Genomic DNA, 16,064 nt, shown 5'->3' with positions numbered 1-16,064 from the left:
GGCTCCTCGAATATGATGCGGAATATGATGGATCGTCATGATGCACCCGAAAGACCATGCAGAACAAACATGAAAATTAGCGATATCGACGCTTTTGCAGCGGTCGTCCGCTGCCAGACCCTGAGCCAGGCCGCGGCCGAGCTCGGGATGACGCAGCCCGCGATCACGCGGCGCGTCCAGAATCTCGAGGAAGCGCTCGGCGTGACGCTGCTCGACCGCAACACGAAGCCGCCGCGCCCGACCGACATCGGCCGGCAGGTGTTCGAACAGTGTCGCGCGATCCTGCGCGAGGTCGACGCGCTGCGCGAACTGACTGCCGGCGAGCAGCCGCCTGCCGGTGAATTCCGGATCGGGCTCACGCAAGGGCTCGGCGAGCTGATGCTGCCGGCGCTCATCGCGGATCTCGCCGCGCAGTGGCCCGCGCTCGCGACGCAGGTCACGACCGCATGGGGCGGCCTGCTCGTCGAACGTGTCGCCCGCCGCGAACTCGATGCGGCGCTGGTCTTCCTCGCCCGCGAGATGGTGCTGCCGGCGCAGGTCGAGGGTGAGCGGCTGCTGGACACGCGGCTCGTCGCGGTCGGCCGCAAGGGCGACTGGCCGCGCCGCAGCTACCGGCTCGCCGATTGCCACGCGCGCGGCTGGGTGCTCAATCCGGACGGCTGCGGCTTTCGTGCGGGCCTGCGGCGCGCGCTCGACGCGCAGGGCCTGCCGATGCCGGTCACGCTCGATGCATACGGCCGCGACCTGCAACTGCAGAGCGTTGCAAACGGCGTCGGCCTCGGGCTGATGCCGCTGCCGCTCGTCGAAGGCAGCCCGCTGCGCGACGCGCTCGACATCGTGCCGCTCGCCGATTTCAAGCCGCAGATCGACCTGTGGCTGCTGCGCCGACACGATGCGGCGCGCCTCGACGCGCCGCTGGCGGCCGTCGCCGCGCATGCGCGCACGGCGTTCGCGCTGCCCGAGCAATCGCACGACCAGGCCGCTTGACGTAGCCGCGGTGGCTGCGCGGCGCCCGCGTCGCGCAGCGCCGTTTCCGCGCGCGGCAACCCGGTCCGGCTCACGCATCGCGTCGACCGGCTTCGATCCCGTTGCGTGACGTTGCATCCGTCGCCGCGTTCGTCTGCCCGCGCGTCGCCGCATCGAGCACCGCCCGCCCCGCCGCCGCCGCGATCGCGTCGTCCTGCGGCGTATGCACGCGGCTGCACAGCACGTCGCGATAGTGGCGTTCGAGCGGATTCGCGCGGCTCAACCCGTGATTGCCCGACAGCTTCAGCGCCTGCTCGACCGTCCGGATCGCGTGCTCGGTCACGGTGCGCTTGACGAGGCCGCTGGTCGTCAGCGACGGCGCGTTGCCTGCGTCGGTGCGCGCGATGTGCTCGTCGAGCAGCACGCGATTCGTATGCAGCCAGCCCTCGATTTCGCCGACCGCCTCCTGCACGCGCGGCAGCGTCGCGAGCGGCGCGCCGAGCCCGCTCGGCGCACGCGTCGTCGCGAACTCGATCAGCCAGTCGCGCGATGCGCGCGCCACCGCGTCGTACAGGCTGCCGAGCAGCGCGACCATCCACGCCTGCTGATCGGCCTGCGCGTCGGCATCCGCGTGCGCGGCAGCCGACACGGCCCATGCGTCCGGCGCGCGCACGTCGACCGCGTGATCGGCCGGCAGCGGCACGTCGTCGAACACGACCTCGTGGCTGCCCGATGCGCGCAGGCCGAGGTGATTCCAGCTTTCGATCACGCGGATGCGGTCGCCGTCGGTCTCCGGGTCGCGCGGCACGAGAAACACGCCGACACGCGGCGTCGGCTCGTCGGTACGCGCCCACACGGCCAGCCAGCGCAGCGCCGGAATTCCGGTGCTGTAGAGCTTGTGGCCCGACAGCCGCCAGCCGTCGCCATCGCGGCGCGCGATGGTGTCCGGCAGCCCGCCGCGCGACGGCGAACCGAGCGCGGGCTCGACGCGCAGCGCGTTGATCAGCGCGCCGTGCGCGACCGCGCTGTCGAACACCGCGCGCCGCACCTGCGCCGGCCAGCGGTTGTCCGCGCGGCCGAGCGCGCGATGCTGCAGATACGTCATCGTCAACACCAGCGCGGTCGCCGGGTCTGCCCGCGCGACGGCGGCGACGATCCGGCTCGCCCGCGCCAGCGTCGCCCCGGCGCCGCCGTGCTCGCGCGGCACGACCTGCGCGATCAGCCCGGCGCGATGCAGTCGCGCGAAGTTCTCGTGCGGAAAGCGGCCGTCGACGTCGTTGCGGGCCGCATCGGCGGCGAGTTCGGGGGCGAGGCGCTCGAGCAGCGCGGCGACGCGCGCGTCGCTCGTCTCGTCGGCGACGTCAGCCGCGTCGACCGGCAGAAGGCGCAGCGAAGGGTGCGGTGGCGGCGAGGAAACGGCAAGGCTGGCGGACATCGAAACGGATTCCCTGGGTAGGTCGAACACGACGGCAACAAACAAGGCGCCAACGCGCGCCCGATCATTCACGAGCCCACAGCGTATGCGCAACGCATGCGACCCCAAACCATGCAAATCTGATATTCAAATCGGGATTGATTATTTCCATTCCGCATGATCCCGGCGTTAACCTGCGCTCCATTCCTGCCCGGCCGTACGCCGGGACGTCCCTGCACCGGAGACCCAGATGAGCGTCGAATTCATCGGCATGATCCAGAGCCAGAAACAGTCGGAAATCCACCCGGCGTCCGGCCCCGTCGTCGATCCCGACTATGTGCGCGACTTTGCCCGCGCCCACGAAACCGCCGGCTTCGACCGGATTCTCGTGCCGCATCACTCGACCGGCCCGTCGGCGACGCTGACGATCGCGTTCGCGGCAGCCGCGACCGAGCGCATCCATTTCATGCTCGCGCATCGCCCGGGCTTCACCGCGCCGACGCTCGCCGCACGGCAGATCGCGACGCTCGACCAGTTCAGCCGCGGCCGGCTCGCCGTGCACTTCATCTCCGGCGGCTCGGACAGCGAGCAGCAGCGCGACGGCGACTTCCTCGATCACGACGCACGCTACGCACGCACCGACGAATACCTGGGCATCCTGCGGCGGATCTGGACCGAAGCGCAGCCGTTCGATCACGACGGTGCGCACTACCGCTTCAAACAGGGTTTTTCGGAAGTGAAGCCGGTCCAGCAGCCGCATGTGCCGATCTACTTCGGCGGCGCATCGGAAGCCGCGCTCGCGGTGGCCGGCAAGCATGCGGACGTCTACGCGCTGTGGGGCGAATCGCTCGACCAGGTGCGCGACCTGACGACGCGCGTACGCGCCGAAGCCGCGAAACACGGCCGCCAGGTGCGCTTCTCCGTGTCGTTCCGCCCGATCCTCGCGGCGACCGAGGACGAAGCGTGGGCGCGGGCGCACCGCATCCTCGACGAGACGCGCCGGCTGCGCGAAGCGGCCGGGCTCGGCGCCGGCGGCCCGCAGCAGAGCGAAGGCGCGCGCCGCCTGCTCGCCGCGGCCGAGCGCGGCTCGCGCGTCGACAAGCGGCTGTGGACCGAGATCGCGAAGCTCACCGGCGCGCGTTCGAACTCGACGGCGCTCGTCGGTACCCCTGAACAAGTCGCCGACGCGCTGCTCGACTACTACGACCTCGGCGTGACGACGTTCCTGATCCGCGGCTTCGATCCGCTGGAAGACGCGATCGACTACGGCCGCGAACTGATTCCGCGCGTGCGCAGCGCCGTCGCCGCCCACGACGCGGCGCGCCGCGCCGCCTGAGCCCAACGGAGCCAACGGAGCCATACGCGATCATGTCCGCCGTCCTGTCCTCGCCCAACCGTACCGCATCGGGCCTCGTGCTCGCCGACACCCCGCGCCAGCACTTCTGGTTCGATCCGCCCGCGCCGCGCGTCGACGTCGCCGCCGAGCGCCGCCACCGGCAGGAGCGGCTCGCGGCCGCGTTCCGCCTGTTCGCGCGCTTCGGCTTCGCGGCGGGCCTCGCCGGTCACATCACCGCACGCGATCCGGAGCTGCCCGATCACTTCTGGGTGAACCCGCTCGGTGTCCATTTCTCGCAGATCAAGGTCTCCGACCTGCTGCTCGTCAACGCGCGCGGCGAAACCGCGATCGGCAAACGGCCGCTGAACAAGGCCGCGTTCGCGATCCATGCGGCGATCCACGAAGCCCATCCGCACGTCGTCGCCGCCGCGCACACGCATTCGACCTACGGCAAGGCATGGTCGACGCTCGGCCGCCCGCTCGATCCGCTCACGCAGGACGCGTGCGTGTTCTACGAAGACCACGCGCTGTTCGACGACTTCACGGGGATGGTCGTCGACACGAGCGAAGGCGCACGGATCGCCAATGCGCTCGCGAAACCGGACGGCGCCACGCACAAGGGCGTGATCCTGAAGAACCACGGGATCCTGACGGCCGGCCCGACGGTCGAGGCCGCCGCATGGTGGTACATCGCGCTCGACAACGTCGCGCACACGCAGTTGCTGGCCGAAGCGGCCGGCACGCCGCAACCGATCGATCACGCGACCGCGCGCCACACGCACGGCCAGATCGGCGGCCCCGACGGCGCGCTGCACGCGTTCGACAGCCTGTTCGCGCGTGTCGTCGCCGACGAACCCGATCTGCTCGACTGATCCGCCCTTCCGCTACACCGGAGACCAGACCATGACCCAAACCACCGCATCCGCGCCTGCCGACGCACACGACGACCAACGCCGCCGCCTGCTGCGCGCGGCCGGCGCCGCCGCGCTCGCCGTGCCGGCGATCACGCTCGGCCGCAACGCGTGGTCCGCGCCGCCGCTGAAGAAACTCACGTTCGCGTGGAACCAGAACGCGTTCTGCCTGACGCCGATCGTCGTCGCGCAGGAGCGCGGCTTCTTCGAGAAGAACGGGCTGAAGGTCGAGCTGATCAACTACAGCGGCTCGACCGATCAACTGCTCGAATCGATCGCGACCGGCAAGGCCGATGCGGCGGTCGGGATGATCCATCGCTGGCTGAAGCCGCTCGAAGCCGGCTTCGACGTGAAGATCATCGGCAGCTCGCATGGCGGCTGCGTGCGGCTGCTCGGCGCGAAGGCGGCCGGCGTCACGACGCTGCAGGCGCTGAAGGGCAAGACGGTCGGCGTCAGCGATCTGGCCGCGCCCGGCAAGCACTTCTTCTCGATCCTGCTCGCGAAGAACGGCATCGATCCCGAGCGCGACATCACGTGGCGGCAGTATCCGGCCGACCTGCTCGGCGTCGCGGTCGACAAGGGCGAAATCCACGCGATCGCCGACGGCGACCCGAATCTCTATTTGCTCGAAAAGCGCAGCAACGGCGCGTATACCGAACTCGCGACCAACCTGTCCGGCGAATACGCGCGCAAGGTGTGCTGCGTGATCGGCGCGCGCGGCGACCTCGTGCGCAACGACCGGCCCGCCGCCGCCGCGCTCGCGCGCTCGATCGTGCAGGCCACCGAATACACGCACGACAACCCGAACGAAGCCGCAAAGGTGTTCGCGAAGTATTCGCCGAAGATCAGCCCCGAGGATCTGCGCAAGCTGTACGCGACGCTCACCTACACGCACCACCCGACCAACGTCGACCTGCAACAGGAAATCGCGTTCTACGCGGACGATTTCCGCCGCATCAGCGTGCTGAAGAAGAGCACGGACCCGCAGCGCTTCGCGCAGCAGGTCTATGCGAACGTACTGGGGTAACGCGATGTCGACGATCGAACACGCTTCCGCCGCACGCGCCGCATCGGCCCCGGCCGGCGACGTCAACGCTACCGCCACCGCGCGCGCAGCCTGCACGGCCTGCGAAGCCACGCTGGCCGCCGACGCGCGGCGCGCGCGCACCTGGCCGACCGGGATCGCCGCCGCATTCGCGTGGGCCGTGCTCGGCGCGCTCACGCAACTGTGGCCGAACCGGATCGTCGGCTTCAGCGACTGGACGTACACCGACGCGTTCGGCACGGCCGCGTGGACGATCGCCGCGCTGCTGCTCGCCGCCGCGACGCTCGGCCATCTCGTTGCGGCGACCCGCACGCGGCTCGCACGGGTGCGCCCGGCCGGCCCGTGGCTCGTCGCGCTGCCGCTCGTGCTCGCCGCGTGGGAAATCGTCACCGCGAAAACCGGCTGGCTGCCGACGCCGTTCTTTGCGCCGCCGCAAGCGCTGATCGAGGTCTACGTCGACGACTGGCCGCGCCTCGCCGGCAGCGCCGGCAACACGCTGAAGCTGCTCGCGCTCGGGTTCGCGTACGGCGTCACGGTAGGCTTCGCAGTGGGCGTGTCGATCGGCTGGTCGCGCCGGATCGGCTACTGGGTGCATCCAGTGCTGCGTGTGCTCGGCCCCGTGCCGGCCACCGCGCTGCTCCCGCTCACGTTCTACTTCTTCCCGTCGAGCTATTCGGCCGCCGCGTTCCTGATCGCGCTGTCGACCGGCTTCCCGGTCGCCGTGCTGACGTGGTCGGGCGTCGCGAGCGTGAACCGGCAGTACTACGACGTCGCGCGCACGCTCGGCGCGAACGCGCGCTTCCTCGTGCTGCGCGTCGCGATTCCGGCCGCGCTGCCGCACGTGTTCGTCGGCATCTTCATGGGGCTGAGCGCGTCGTTCACGGTGCTGGTCGTCGCCGAGATGATGGGCGTCAAGTCGGGGCTCGGCTGGTATCTGAGCTGGGCGCAGGGCTGGGCGTCGTACGTGAACATGTATGCGGCGCTGCTCGTGATGGCGCTGCTGTTTTCCGGGCTGATCGCGCTGCTGTTCGCGGTGCGCGACCGCGTGCTCGCCTGGCAGAAAGGAACCGTCAAATGGTAAGCGCCGCCGCACTCGAATCGTCCGTTGCCACAGTTGCTGCGCCCGCCGTCACCGCGCCGCGCGGCGCACGCATCGACATCCGCCGCGTGAGCCATGCGTTCGACGGCCCCGGCGGCGCGCTGCCGGTGCTCGACGACGTGTCGCTGTCGGTCGCGGCCGGCGAATTCGTCGCGCTGCTCGGGCCCAGCGGTTGCGGGAAATCGACGCTGCTGCGGCTCGTCGCGGGGCTCGACGCCGCGCGGCAAGGAACGATCGCGCAGGACGGCACGCCGATCGAGCGCCCCGATCCGTCGCGCATCGTCGTGTTCCAGGACCCGACGCTGTACCCGTGGCGGCGCGTGCGCGCGAACGTCGCGCTCGGCCTCGAAGCGCGCGGCGTGGCGCGCACCGCGCAGCATCGCGTCGACGATGCGCTCGCGCGCGTCGGGCTGCAGGACTTCGCGAACGTGTTTCCGCATCAGTTGTCCGGCGGGATGGCGCAGCGCGTCGCACTCGCCCGCGCGCTCGTCAACGATCCGCGCCTGCTGATCCTCGACGAACCGCTCGGCAAGCTCGATTCGCTGACGCGGCTCACGATGCAGGCCGAGCTGACCGCGCTGTGGCAACGCGACGGTTTCTCCGCGCTGCTCGTCACGCACGACGTGGAAGAGGCGCTGTTCCTCGCGCAGCGCGTGATCGTGTTCGGGCCGCGCCCGGCAAGGATCGTCGCCGAACTGCGCGTCGACCTGCCCTACCCGCGCCATCGCGGCGACCCGCGCCTCGCCGCATTGCGCCACGATGCGCTGCGGCATCTCGGGCTCGATGCGAGCTGGTAGATGCCGGGTAGCGTTCGACGTTTGACCGCGGCACGCCGGAAACCCGCGCGATGAACGCGCCGCCGTTCGCCGACTGGGCCATCGCGTTCCTGCAACTGCTGTATCGCGCGCAGATCGCGTTGGCACAGGTGCTGCACGCGATCGGCCTGACCGGCGACGCCGACGGCCAGGCCGCATGGCCGTGGACACACCGCATCGCGCTCGAAACGCTGCGCATCGACGCGGGGCTCACGCGGCAGCTCGCGTTCGCCGGTGGCGTGACGGCGCTGGCCGTCGTGCTCGCCTGTATCGCACTGGCTTCGCGCAAGTGGCGTGTCGCGTCGGCCATCGCCGCGCTCGCCGTCGCGTGGTTCGCGCCGTGGCCGCCCGCCTCGCTGTGGCTCGCGCCTGCCGTGGCGACGAGCTTCCAGCGCGATCCCGCGCCGTTTTCCGTATCGAACGTGATGCGCGGCGCGCACCTGTACACGCAACATTGCGCGGCCTGCCACGGCGCGGACGGCCGCGGCGAAGGGCCGCTCGCGGCCACGCTCGCGCACTGGCCGCCGACCTTCGCCGGCGCGCTGCTCGCGCGTCGCCTCGACGGCGAACTGTTCTGGCGCGTGCGTCACGGCACTCAGGACGAGCACGGCGCGTCGACGATGCCCGGCTTCGCGGCGACGCTCGGCCCGCAGGACACATGGGCCGTACTCGACTACCTGAAAGCGCTGGCCGCCGGCAGCGGCGCGCAGGCGGAAGGCGCGTGGCCGGCGCCCGTCCCGCTGCCGGCCCTCGACGTGCGCTGCGGCGACGCCGCCCCTCAGGCGCTCGAGCGCTGGCGCGAAGGCCAGCGCGTGCGCGTCGTCGCGCTTGCGCCGGGCGCGACGCCACCGCCGGAAGACGCGCGCTGGCAGACCTTGCTCGTCACCGAGCGCGGCGCATCCGTGCCAACGTCAGCCGGCGCGCGCGCGAACTGCGTCGCGACGACCGCCGACGCGTGGCTCGCGTTCGCGACGATTGCCGGCGTCGCGCCCGACGCACTCGGCGGCACGCAACTGCTCGCGGATCGGCGCGGCTGGCTGCGGGCGCGCGCGTTGCCGGGCAGCGCCGGCTGGTCGGATGCCGACCTGCTGTGCCGCTCGGATACGGCGGCGGTCCGGCCGTCCACGCCGGCCGCCCGCGGCGACGCACTGACCGCACTGCTGCTGCGCGTCGACCAGGAACCCGTGCGCGACGTCCAGGCCGGGCTCCCGCATTGAATCCCAGAACCCCTTCTTCAACCGAACTTCACGATGAATCCGACCCGACGCCACTTCCTCGCGCAGGCGAGCGCCCTTGCCACGATCGCCGCCGCGCCGGCCGCCGTGTGCGCGCAATCGGGCGCCCGCCCGCTGCTGCGCGCCGGCGACCAGAAAGGCGGGCTGCGCGCGCTGCTCGAAGCGGCCGGCGAACTGAACGGCCTCGCGTACGACATCGCGTGGACCGAATTCCCGGCCGCCGCGCCGCTCGCGGAAGCGCTGAACGCGGCCGCCGTCGACTGCGGGCCGATCGGCGACGCGCCGGTGATCTTCGCGCTCGCATCGGGCGCCCGCATCAAGGTGATCGGCGCGAACCGTTCCGATCCGTACGGCACGGCCGTGCTCGTGCAGCCCGACGCCGCGCTGAAAGGCGCGGCCGACCTGAAGGGCAAGCGCATCGGCACCACGCGCGGCTCGATCGGCCATTTCGTCACGCTGAAGGCGCTCGACGCGGCCGGCCTGCCGCCCGATGCCGTGTCGTTCCGCTTCCTGCCGCCGGCCGATACGATGCTGGCGCTCGCCACCGGTTCGATCGACGCGTGGGCGACCTGGGAGCCCTATACGGCGCTCGCCGAAACGAGCGGCCGCGCACGCGTGCTGGTCAACGGCCGCGGGCTGTGGTCGGGCCTCAGCTATCTCGCGGCGACCGACGCGGCGATCGCATCGAAGCGCGACGTACTGCACGATTTCCTGCGGCGCGTCGTGCGCGCGCAGGCCTGGTCGTACCGGCACGTCGACGCGTATTCGGCCGCGCTCGCACGCATCATCGGCATTCCGCCGGCGGCCGCGAAGCTGCAGTTCGAGCGCCGCGGCACGCGCTGGCGGCCGATCGACGCAGCGGTGATCGCCGAACAGCAGCGCACCGCCGACTTCTACCTGAAGGCCGGGCTGCTGCGCCAGCCGCTCGACGTGCGCACGACCTTCGACACGGACTTCCCGCTCGCGTGACGGGTGGTGGCCGCGCCCGGCCGCGCAAACGACTCGGGCATGATCTGGCACAATCGCGATTCGACCATCCCGCCTTCAGCCAGCGTCATGCCAGCCATCACCGAACTCTTCGTCTACCCGATCAAATCCTGCGCCGGCATCGCGCTGCCGCGTGCGCAACTGCTCGAAACGGGCCTCGCGTACGACCGCCACTGGCTGATCACGGATCCGCACGGGCAGATGCTGACGCAGCGTACGCACCCGCGCCTCGCGCTGATCCGTCCGGCGCTCGACAACGACGCGCTCGTGCTGAACGCGCCGGGCATGCCGGCCATCCGCACGCCGCTCGACGGGGATGCGACGCCCGCCACGCCGACGATGGCCGCGACCGTGTGGCGCGACACCGTCGACGCGATCGACACGGGTGCCGACACGGCCGCGTGGCTCACGGAATTCCTCGGCATGCCGACGAAGCTCGCGCGCTTCGGCCCCGACGCGCGCCGCCGCTGCAACCGCCAATGGACCGGCGAGATCGATACGCATACGCAATTCTCGGATGCCTATCCGCTGCTCGTGATCGGCCAGTCGTCGCTCGACGACCTGAACGCGCGGCTCGCCGCGAAAGGCGCGCCGGCGATCCCGATGAACCGCTTCCGTCCGAACATCGTCGTGTCGGATCTCGACGCGTACGAAGAGGATTTCGTCGAGCACCTCGACACCGACGGCGACACGCCGGTGCGACTGCGGCTCGTGAAGCTGTGCACGCGCTGCCCGGTGCCGACGATCGACCAGGCCACCGGCGCGCCCGATCCCGCATGGCCGCACGAACCGACCGACACGATGCAGACCTATCGCGCGAACCCGAACTACGACGGCGCGCTGACGTTCGGCATCAACGCGATCGTCGTCGAAGGCGCGGGCGCGTGGCTCGAAGTCGGGCAGCCGGTCGAAGCGGAGATCGGGTTCGGCGACTGAGCCGCAGCCGGACAGCGCCGCCCGTTCCCTTCGCGTGCCATATCGCCACGCGCCGTCACGCGGCGCGCGGCATCGCGTCGCTCACCGCCGGCAGCCGGATCGTCACGATCAGCCCGCCGCCCGCCGCGTCGGTCAACGTCACGCTGCCCTGATGCACGCGCGCGATCTCGCGCACGATCGACAGTCCGAGCCCCGTGCCTTCGACCGTCTGCGTCTTGCTGCCGCGATGGAAGCGCTCGAACACCGCGTCGCGTTCGTCGGCCGGAATGCCCGGACCGTTGTCGATCACGTCCAGCCGCGCGTCCGCGCCGTCGCGCGACACGCGCACCGTGATCACCGCATGGTCGCCCGCATAACGGATCGCGTTGTCGATCAGGTTGCCGATCATCTCGCCGAGCAAGTCGGACTGCCCGAGCACGTCGACATCGGCCTCGTGCTCGAAACCGAGATCGATGCTGCGCGCACGTGCGACGGGCGACCAGTCCAGCGTCACGCTGCGCGCGAGCCGATGCAGCGCGACCGGCTTGTGCGCGACCGCATGACCGCTGTCCGAATCGAGCCGCGACAACGACAGCAGTTGCTGGACGATCTTCGCGGCCTGCCGCACCGCGCCGTTCGCGCGCCGCAGGTGCACGTTCGCGCGCGACTGCTCGTCGGGCCGCAACGCGAGCTCGACGCCCGCCTGCACGGCCGCGAGCGGCGTCTTCAACTGATGGGCCGCATCGGCGAAGAAGCGGCGCCGCGCCACCTGCATCCGCTGCGTGCGACCGATGTACTGGTTGATCGAATCGACGAGCGGCGTGAGTTCGCTCGGCATCGCGCCCGTGTCGAGCGGCGTCGTGTCGTCCTCGCTGCGCGCGGCGACCGTCGCCGACAGCCGGTTCAGCGGCCGCAGCCCGCGCCCGACGCCGAGCCACACGATCCCGAGCGCCAGCACGACGAGCAGCCCTTCCTGCAGCAGCGACCCGACCAGGATCTCGCGCGCGAGCGCCTGACGCGCCTCGATCGTCTCTCCGACCATCACCCATACGATGCGCGACTGCGCGGTCGGCACGTCGTGCACGGGAATACGCAACGCAGCCATCCGCAATTGCTCGCCGCGATACACGACGTCGTAGTAGCGCGTGACGAACAGCGCGCCGTCGCCCGCGTCGCGGCCATGCGGCAGCGGTAGATCGGGATAGCCGGTGACCGTGCGGCCGTTGTCCTCGCGGATCAGGTAGTAGATCTTGCCGCCGTCGCTCGATTCGAGCATTTCGAGCGCGAGATACGGCAAGTCGACCTCGATCTCGCCGGCGTTGAGCCGCACGCCTTCGCGAATCGACTTCAGCGACGACGACAGCGTGCGGTCGAACGCGACGTGCGCGGCGCTCATCGCGCGCTGGTACGTGAGCCACGAGTCGAGCGCGAGCAGGCCGAGCAGCGGCAGCAGCAGCCACAGCGCGACCTGCGCGCGCAGGTTCGGGCGGGTCATCATCCGGCTTGCCGAGCCGTCCGAGGCGACGCATGCGCCCGCGCCGGGGACAGCGAATGACGGTGAGCGCGAAGGCGGATCATGCTTCCGCCTTCGCTTCGAGCAGATAGCCGAGCCCGCGCAGCGTGACGATCGCGACGCCCGAGTTCTCCAGCTTCTTGCGCAGCCGGTACACGTAGATCTCGATCGCATCGGCGTTGACCGACTCGTCGAGCCCGAAGATCTTCTCCGACAGCGTGTCCTTGTTGATCGCGCGGCCGTTGCGCAGGATCAGCACCTCGAGCACCGAGCGCTCGCGCGGCGTGAGCGACAGCGGCTCGCCCGCGAGATGAAAGCCGCGGTCGATACTGTCGTACGAAAGCGGCCCGCATTCGACGCGCGAATGTTCGTGGCCGAGGCTGCGCCGGATCAGCGCGCGGGCACGCGCCTCCAGTTCGGTCAATTCGAACGGCTTCGCGAGATAGTCGTCGGCGCCGAGGTCGAGCCCCTTCACGCGGTCCTCGACCGACCCATGCGCGGTGAGGATCAGCACCGGCACCGGGTTGCGACGGGCGCGCAGCCGCCGCAGCACCTCCAGCCCGTCGAGCTTCGGCAGTCCGAGATCGAGGATCACCAGCGCGTAATCCTGCGTGCGCAGCACGTGGTCCGCCGCCTCGCCGTCGGCCATGTGATCGACCGCGAAGCGCGCGGCGCTCAGCGCGTCGTTCAGCGACTGGGCCAGGTTCGGGTTGTCTTCGACGAGCAGCACGCGCATGGGGATTCCGGTAAGGTCAGCGACAGCCCGCTACATTACATGATCCTTTCCGTCTCCACGCCTCGCGCAAACACGGGTTGCGCGGGTGCCGCGAACCCGCCGCGGGCGGTGCCGGCGGCTGCCGCTCAGCGCTCGGCAGCCGGACGGTTGCGCGCCGCGATGCGCGCATCGCCGGTCACGCGCCGCTCGCGAAAACCGGCCACCACCGCGACGAACGCGATACTCGCGCCCGCCGTGACGACGATCATCGGGCGCGCCGTGCCGTCCGACAGCCATGCCAGCACGCCGCCGCACGCGGCCGTGATCGTCATCTGGATAAAGAAGAACAGCCCCGACGCCGTGCCGGCGATCCTCGTGTAGGGCTGCATCACCGCGAACTGGCAGGCCGGAATCGCGATCCCGACCGCGATCATCACGACGAACATCGGTGCGACGAGGGCCGTCACCGAAGTCGGGGCGATCGCGCCGCCGATCCCCAGCACGGCGGCCCCGACCAGATTGACGGCCGCCGCCGCCGCGATGACCGAATCGGCTGACCAGCGCGCGCTGATCCGCGCGAACATATTCGAACCGACCAGATAGCCGAGCACCGTCACGCCGAAGATCGCCGCATAGACCGGCCCGGACACGCCGATTTGCCGCTGGAACAGCGTCGACGATTCCGCGATGAACGGATAGTACGTGCAGTAAGCGCAGCTGATCGCAAGCGAATAGCGCAGGAAGCGCCGCTCGCGCAGCAGGCCGGCATAGGTCCGCAGCAGCCCGGCGCCGGCTGGCGGCCGCGCACCGCGTTCGCGCGTCTCGGGCAGGTAGCGCCGCACCATCGCGGTCGCGACCAGCCCGCCGGCCGCCAGCCAACCGAACACGCCGCGCCAGCCGAGCCACTCGGCAATCGCGCTGCCGGCCAGCGGCGCGACCACCGGCGACAGCGCCATGCCGGCCGAAATATGGCCGAGCATCGTGGCCTGCGTCGCGGCCGGAAAGCGCTCGCGCACGATCACGCGGCCGATCACGGTGCCGCTGCAGCCGCCCAGCGCCTGGAACATGCGCGCGACGATCAGCGCAGAGATGCTCGTCGACCATGCGCATGCGACGCTCGCGACGACGTACACGCACAGGCCGCCGAGCAGCACCGGACGTCGGCCGTAGCGGTCGGACAGCGGCCCCGACACCAGCATCGACAGCGCATAGCCGACCATGTACAGCGTCAGCGTGAGCTGCAACTGTGAGTCTGTGCCGTGCAGCGCGTCCGCCATCGCGGGCAGCGACGGCAGGTACGCATCGATCGTGACGCGCGGCAGGCACACCACGAGCATCAGCAGGAACAGCCAGCCCCATCGGGGTAACGAGCGCGTCTTCATGCGGTGAGTCCGTTTCGGTCAGAATGGTTGGGGCGACAGCAATCTAAGGCGAAAGTGATATAAGCTGAAGGACCATTAAATCGACCGTTGACTGGACCACTATGCCGCGAGGCAAAGCCGCGATCCCGCTGGACCTGCCGCGCCCCGCCGCGCTATCGGGCGGCAGCCCGCAGTCGAAGCAGGAATGCATCGCCGATACGATTCGCGACGCGATCCTGAAACGTCTGCTGCCCGCCGACAGCCCGCTGCCATCGAGCCGCACGCTGGCCGCGCGCTGGGACGTCGCGCGCGGCACCGTCGAAGCGGCATACGACATCCTGTGCGCCGAGGGCTACATCGCTCGCACCCAAGGGTCCGGCACGCGGGTCTGCGCGGTGGTGCCGGACAGTTATCTGCGCGCGGCCGCGCAGTCGCGCGGCGGCAGCCCGCTCCACGCCGCCGCCTCCCCCGCGCCGGCAGCGGCGGCCGAACCCGAGCACGGCGTGCGTCCGGGCGTCCCGTTCGTCGCGCGGCTCGCCGATCCCGGCCTTCTGCCGATGCAGCAATGGAAGAAGGCGCTCGGCGCCAGCCTGCTTGCCGCGACGGCCGACGAGCTCGGCGCGACGCCGGCCCAAGGCGTCGAAAGCCTGCGCGCGGAAATTGCCGCGTACCTGCGGGAATACCGCGGCATCCCGTGCGGGGCCGGCGACATCGTCATCACGACCGGCATCCGCCACGCGATCGATCTCGTCGCGCGCACGCTGCTCGCGCCCGGCTCGACAGTGCTGATGGAGGATCCCGGCTATGCGTCGGCGTGGCAGATCTTCACGATCGCGGGCGCGACCGTGATCGACGTGCCGGTCGATCGGGAAGGCATCGACACCGCATCGCTGGACCGCCATCCCGATGCGCGTGCCGCGTATGTGACCCCGGCCCATCAGGCGCCGCTCGGCGTCACGATGTCGGTCTCGCGCCGGCTCGAGCTGCTCGACTGGGCGCAGCGCAACCGCACGTGGATCATCGAGGACGACTACGACGGCGAATTCAGCTACCAGACCGCGCCGCTGCCCGCGCTGAAATCGCTCGATGCGTGCGATCGCGTGATCTACTGCGGGTCGTTCAACAAGACGCTGTTTTCCGGACTGCGCATCGGCTTCATGATCGTGCCGGCGGCACTGCGCCCGGCGCTGTCCGCCGTGTGGCACGCGACCGCGCGCTCGGTCGGCGTCGCGCCGCAGCTCGCGCTCGCGCGCTTCATCGGACACGGCGATTTCGCGAAGCACCTGCGCGCCGCGCGTCACGCGTACCGTCAGCGGCGCGACATCGTGCTCGACCAGTTGGTGAAGCATGCCGGCGGCCGGTACACGGTGTCCGGCGAGCACGCGGGCTTTCATTTCGTGCTGTGGCTGCCGCCCGGTATCGATGACGCTGCGTACGTCTCGCAAGCCCGCGCGGCCGGCGTCGAGTTGCAGCCGATCCGCGGCTTCTGTCGAAGCGCCCGGTGCGAAGCGGGCGTCGTCGTCGGATATGCCGCGCTGACGGCCGCGCACGCGCGGCATGGCGGCCGCCTCCTCGGACAACTGCTGGCCGCGTCCGCGTAGCCGGCAACCTCGCCCCTCTCCCTTTCGAGCCCTGCCGCGCCCCGCGAAACCCGCGGCCGGCGCCGCGCCGACCTCGGGAAATCCATGACACGAATGGCATGATTGCGAACGGAAATGAAAGCGGGCTGAAAGTGCCTCGCACTTAACATCC

Annotated in this window: 14 protein-coding genes; 10 read left to right on the top strand and 4 right to left on the bottom strand. The window is 70.5% G+C overall.

Features of this window, described 5'->3' with window-relative positions; genetic code table 11:
- Positions 1 to 12: 12 nt before the first annotated feature.
- Entirely contained in the window at positions 13 to 987 is a 975-nt protein-coding gene (locus A9Z05_RS00615; RefSeq protein ID WP_176730122.1) for a LysR family transcriptional regulator, read from the top strand.
- Between the two features lie 70 nt (positions 988 to 1,057).
- Here the strand turns inward: A9Z05_RS00615 and A9Z05_RS00610 are convergent, their stop codons facing one another.
- Positions 1,058 to 2,401: an acyl-CoA dehydrogenase family protein gene (locus tag A9Z05_RS00610; protein WP_069616436.1), complete on the bottom strand. Its 1,344-nt coding sequence runs from the start codon at positions 2,399 to 2,401 to the stop codon at positions 1,058 to 1,060.
- 229 nt (positions 2,402 to 2,630) lie between these two features.
- Here A9Z05_RS00610 and A9Z05_RS00605 point away from each other — a divergent pair, with 229 nt between their 5' ends.
- The 8 genes from A9Z05_RS00605 to A9Z05_RS00570 all read left to right on the top strand — a co-directional run bounded on the left by A9Z05_RS00605 (position 2,631) and on the right by A9Z05_RS00570 (position 10,744).
- Positions 2,631 to 3,716 (top strand): LLM class flavin-dependent oxidoreductase, encoded by a 1,086-nt coding sequence (locus A9Z05_RS00605; protein WP_069616435.1) that lies wholly within the window; start codon positions 2,631 to 2,633, stop codon positions 3,714 to 3,716.
- 32 nt (positions 3,717 to 3,748) lie between these two features.
- Positions 3,749 to 4,588, top strand: a complete 840-nt coding sequence (locus A9Z05_RS00600) for a class II aldolase/adducin family protein (RefSeq protein WP_069616434.1) — start codon at positions 3,749 to 3,751, stop codon at positions 4,586 to 4,588.
- A 31-nt stretch (positions 4,589 to 4,619) separates the two neighbouring features.
- A complete protein-coding gene (locus A9Z05_RS00595) occupies positions 4,620 to 5,654 on the top strand; it encodes an ABC transporter substrate-binding protein (RefSeq protein ID WP_069616433.1) in 1,035 nt (344 codons plus the stop codon).
- A 4-nt stretch (positions 5,655 to 5,658) separates the two neighbouring features.
- The gene (locus tag A9Z05_RS00590) at positions 5,659 to 6,753 is read left to right on the top strand and encodes an ABC transporter permease (RefSeq protein ID WP_069616432.1); all 1,095 of its coding nucleotides are present in this window, start codon (positions 5,659 to 5,661) and stop codon (positions 6,751 to 6,753) included.
- Complete coding sequence (locus A9Z05_RS00585) at positions 6,747 to 7,568, top strand: ABC transporter ATP-binding protein (RefSeq protein ID WP_069616431.1); 822 nt, start codon at positions 6,747 to 6,749, stop codon at positions 7,566 to 7,568. The genes A9Z05_RS00590 and A9Z05_RS00585 overlap by 7 nt, the downstream gene beginning before the upstream one ends.
- Positions 7,569 to 7,618: 50 nt before the next feature.
- The gene (locus A9Z05_RS00580; RefSeq protein WP_069616430.1) at positions 7,619 to 8,803 is read left to right on the top strand and encodes a cytochrome c; all 1,185 of its coding nucleotides are present in this window, start codon (positions 7,619 to 7,621) and stop codon (positions 8,801 to 8,803) included.
- Positions 8,804 to 8,836: 33 nt separating this feature from the next.
- Complete coding sequence (locus A9Z05_RS00575; protein ID WP_069616429.1) at positions 8,837 to 9,790, top strand: ABC transporter substrate-binding protein; 954 nt, start codon at positions 8,837 to 8,839, stop codon at positions 9,788 to 9,790.
- Between the two features lie 87 nt (positions 9,791 to 9,877).
- Positions 9,878 to 10,744, top strand: coding sequence for an MOSC domain-containing protein (locus tag A9Z05_RS00570; RefSeq protein ID WP_069616593.1), 867 nt, complete (start codon positions 9,878 to 9,880; stop codon positions 10,742 to 10,744).
- 55 nt (positions 10,745 to 10,799) lie between these two features.
- On the opposite strand, the gene A9Z05_RS00565 is transcribed toward A9Z05_RS00570, so the two are convergent.
- The 3 genes from A9Z05_RS00565 to A9Z05_RS00555 form a co-directional block, all read right to left on the bottom strand.
- Positions 10,800 to 12,218: a sensor histidine kinase gene (locus A9Z05_RS00565; RefSeq protein WP_069616592.1), complete on the bottom strand. Its 1,419-nt coding sequence runs from the start codon at positions 12,216 to 12,218 to the stop codon at positions 10,800 to 10,802.
- 79 nt (positions 12,219 to 12,297) lie between these two features.
- Positions 12,298 to 12,972, bottom strand: coding sequence for a response regulator (locus tag A9Z05_RS00560; RefSeq protein ID WP_069616428.1), 675 nt, complete (start codon positions 12,970 to 12,972; stop codon positions 12,298 to 12,300).
- 125 nt (positions 12,973 to 13,097) lie between these two features.
- On the bottom strand, positions 13,098 to 14,333 hold the full coding sequence (locus tag A9Z05_RS00555) for a multidrug effflux MFS transporter (protein ID WP_069616427.1): 1,236 nt from the start codon (positions 14,331 to 14,333) through the stop codon (positions 13,098 to 13,100).
- A gap of 101 nt (positions 14,334 to 14,434) precedes the next feature.
- Here A9Z05_RS00555 and A9Z05_RS00550 point away from each other — a divergent pair, with 101 nt between their 5' ends.
- Positions 14,435 to 15,913, top strand: a complete 1,479-nt coding sequence (locus A9Z05_RS00550; protein ID WP_069616426.1) for a PLP-dependent aminotransferase family protein — start codon at positions 14,435 to 14,437, stop codon at positions 15,911 to 15,913.
- The last annotated feature ends 151 nt before the right edge of the window (positions 15,914 to 16,064 follow it).

The organism is Burkholderia sp. A2 (genome assembly GCF_001729305.1).
Lineage (GTDB): Bacteria > Pseudomonadota > Gammaproteobacteria > Burkholderiales > Burkholderiaceae > Burkholderia > Burkholderia sola.
The sequence above is the reverse complement of the archived record's forward strand: the minus strand, read 5'-3'. Positions and strand labels throughout refer to the sequence as shown.

What these genes read in the sequence shown, in the direction of transcription:
- A9Z05_RS00615 (WP_176730122.1), top strand. Translation starts at nt 13, where the DNA reads ATGATGCGGAATATGATGGATCGTCATGATGCACCCGAAAGACCATGC.
- A9Z05_RS00610 (WP_069616436.1), bottom strand. Translation starts at nt 2,401, where the DNA reads ATGTCCGCCAGCCTTGCCGTTTCCTCGCCGCCACCGCACCCTTCGCTG.
- A9Z05_RS00605 (WP_069616435.1), top strand. Translation starts at nt 2,631, where the DNA reads ATGAGCGTCGAATTCATCGGCATGATCCAGAGCCAGAAACAGTCGGAA.
- A9Z05_RS00600 (WP_069616434.1), top strand. Translation starts at nt 3,749, where the DNA reads ATGTCCGCCGTCCTGTCCTCGCCCAACCGTACCGCATCGGGCCTCGTG.
- A9Z05_RS00595 (WP_069616433.1), top strand. Translation starts at nt 4,620, where the DNA reads ATGACCCAAACCACCGCATCCGCGCCTGCCGACGCACACGACGACCAA.
- A9Z05_RS00590 (WP_069616432.1), top strand. Translation starts at nt 5,659, where the DNA reads ATGTCGACGATCGAACACGCTTCCGCCGCACGCGCCGCATCGGCCCCG.
- A9Z05_RS00585 (WP_069616431.1), top strand. Translation starts at nt 6,747, where the DNA reads ATGGTAAGCGCCGCCGCACTCGAATCGTCCGTTGCCACAGTTGCTGCG.
- A9Z05_RS00580 (WP_069616430.1), top strand. Translation starts at nt 7,619, where the DNA reads ATGAACGCGCCGCCGTTCGCCGACTGGGCCATCGCGTTCCTGCAACTG.
- A9Z05_RS00575 (WP_069616429.1), top strand. Translation starts at nt 8,837, where the DNA reads ATGAATCCGACCCGACGCCACTTCCTCGCGCAGGCGAGCGCCCTTGCC.
- A9Z05_RS00570 (WP_069616593.1), top strand. Translation starts at nt 9,878, where the DNA reads ATGCCAGCCATCACCGAACTCTTCGTCTACCCGATCAAATCCTGCGCC.
- A9Z05_RS00565 (WP_069616592.1), bottom strand. Translation starts at nt 12,218, where the DNA reads ATGACCCGCCCGAACCTGCGCGCGCAGGTCGCGCTGTGGCTGCTGCTG.
- A9Z05_RS00560 (WP_069616428.1), bottom strand. Translation starts at nt 12,972, where the DNA reads ATGCGCGTGCTGCTCGTCGAAGACAACCCGAACCTGGCCCAGTCGCTG.
- A9Z05_RS00555 (WP_069616427.1), bottom strand. Translation starts at nt 14,333, where the DNA reads ATGAAGACGCGCTCGTTACCCCGATGGGGCTGGCTGTTCCTGCTGATG.
- A9Z05_RS00550 (WP_069616426.1), top strand. Translation starts at nt 14,435, where the DNA reads ATGCCGCGAGGCAAAGCCGCGATCCCGCTGGACCTGCCGCGCCCCGCC.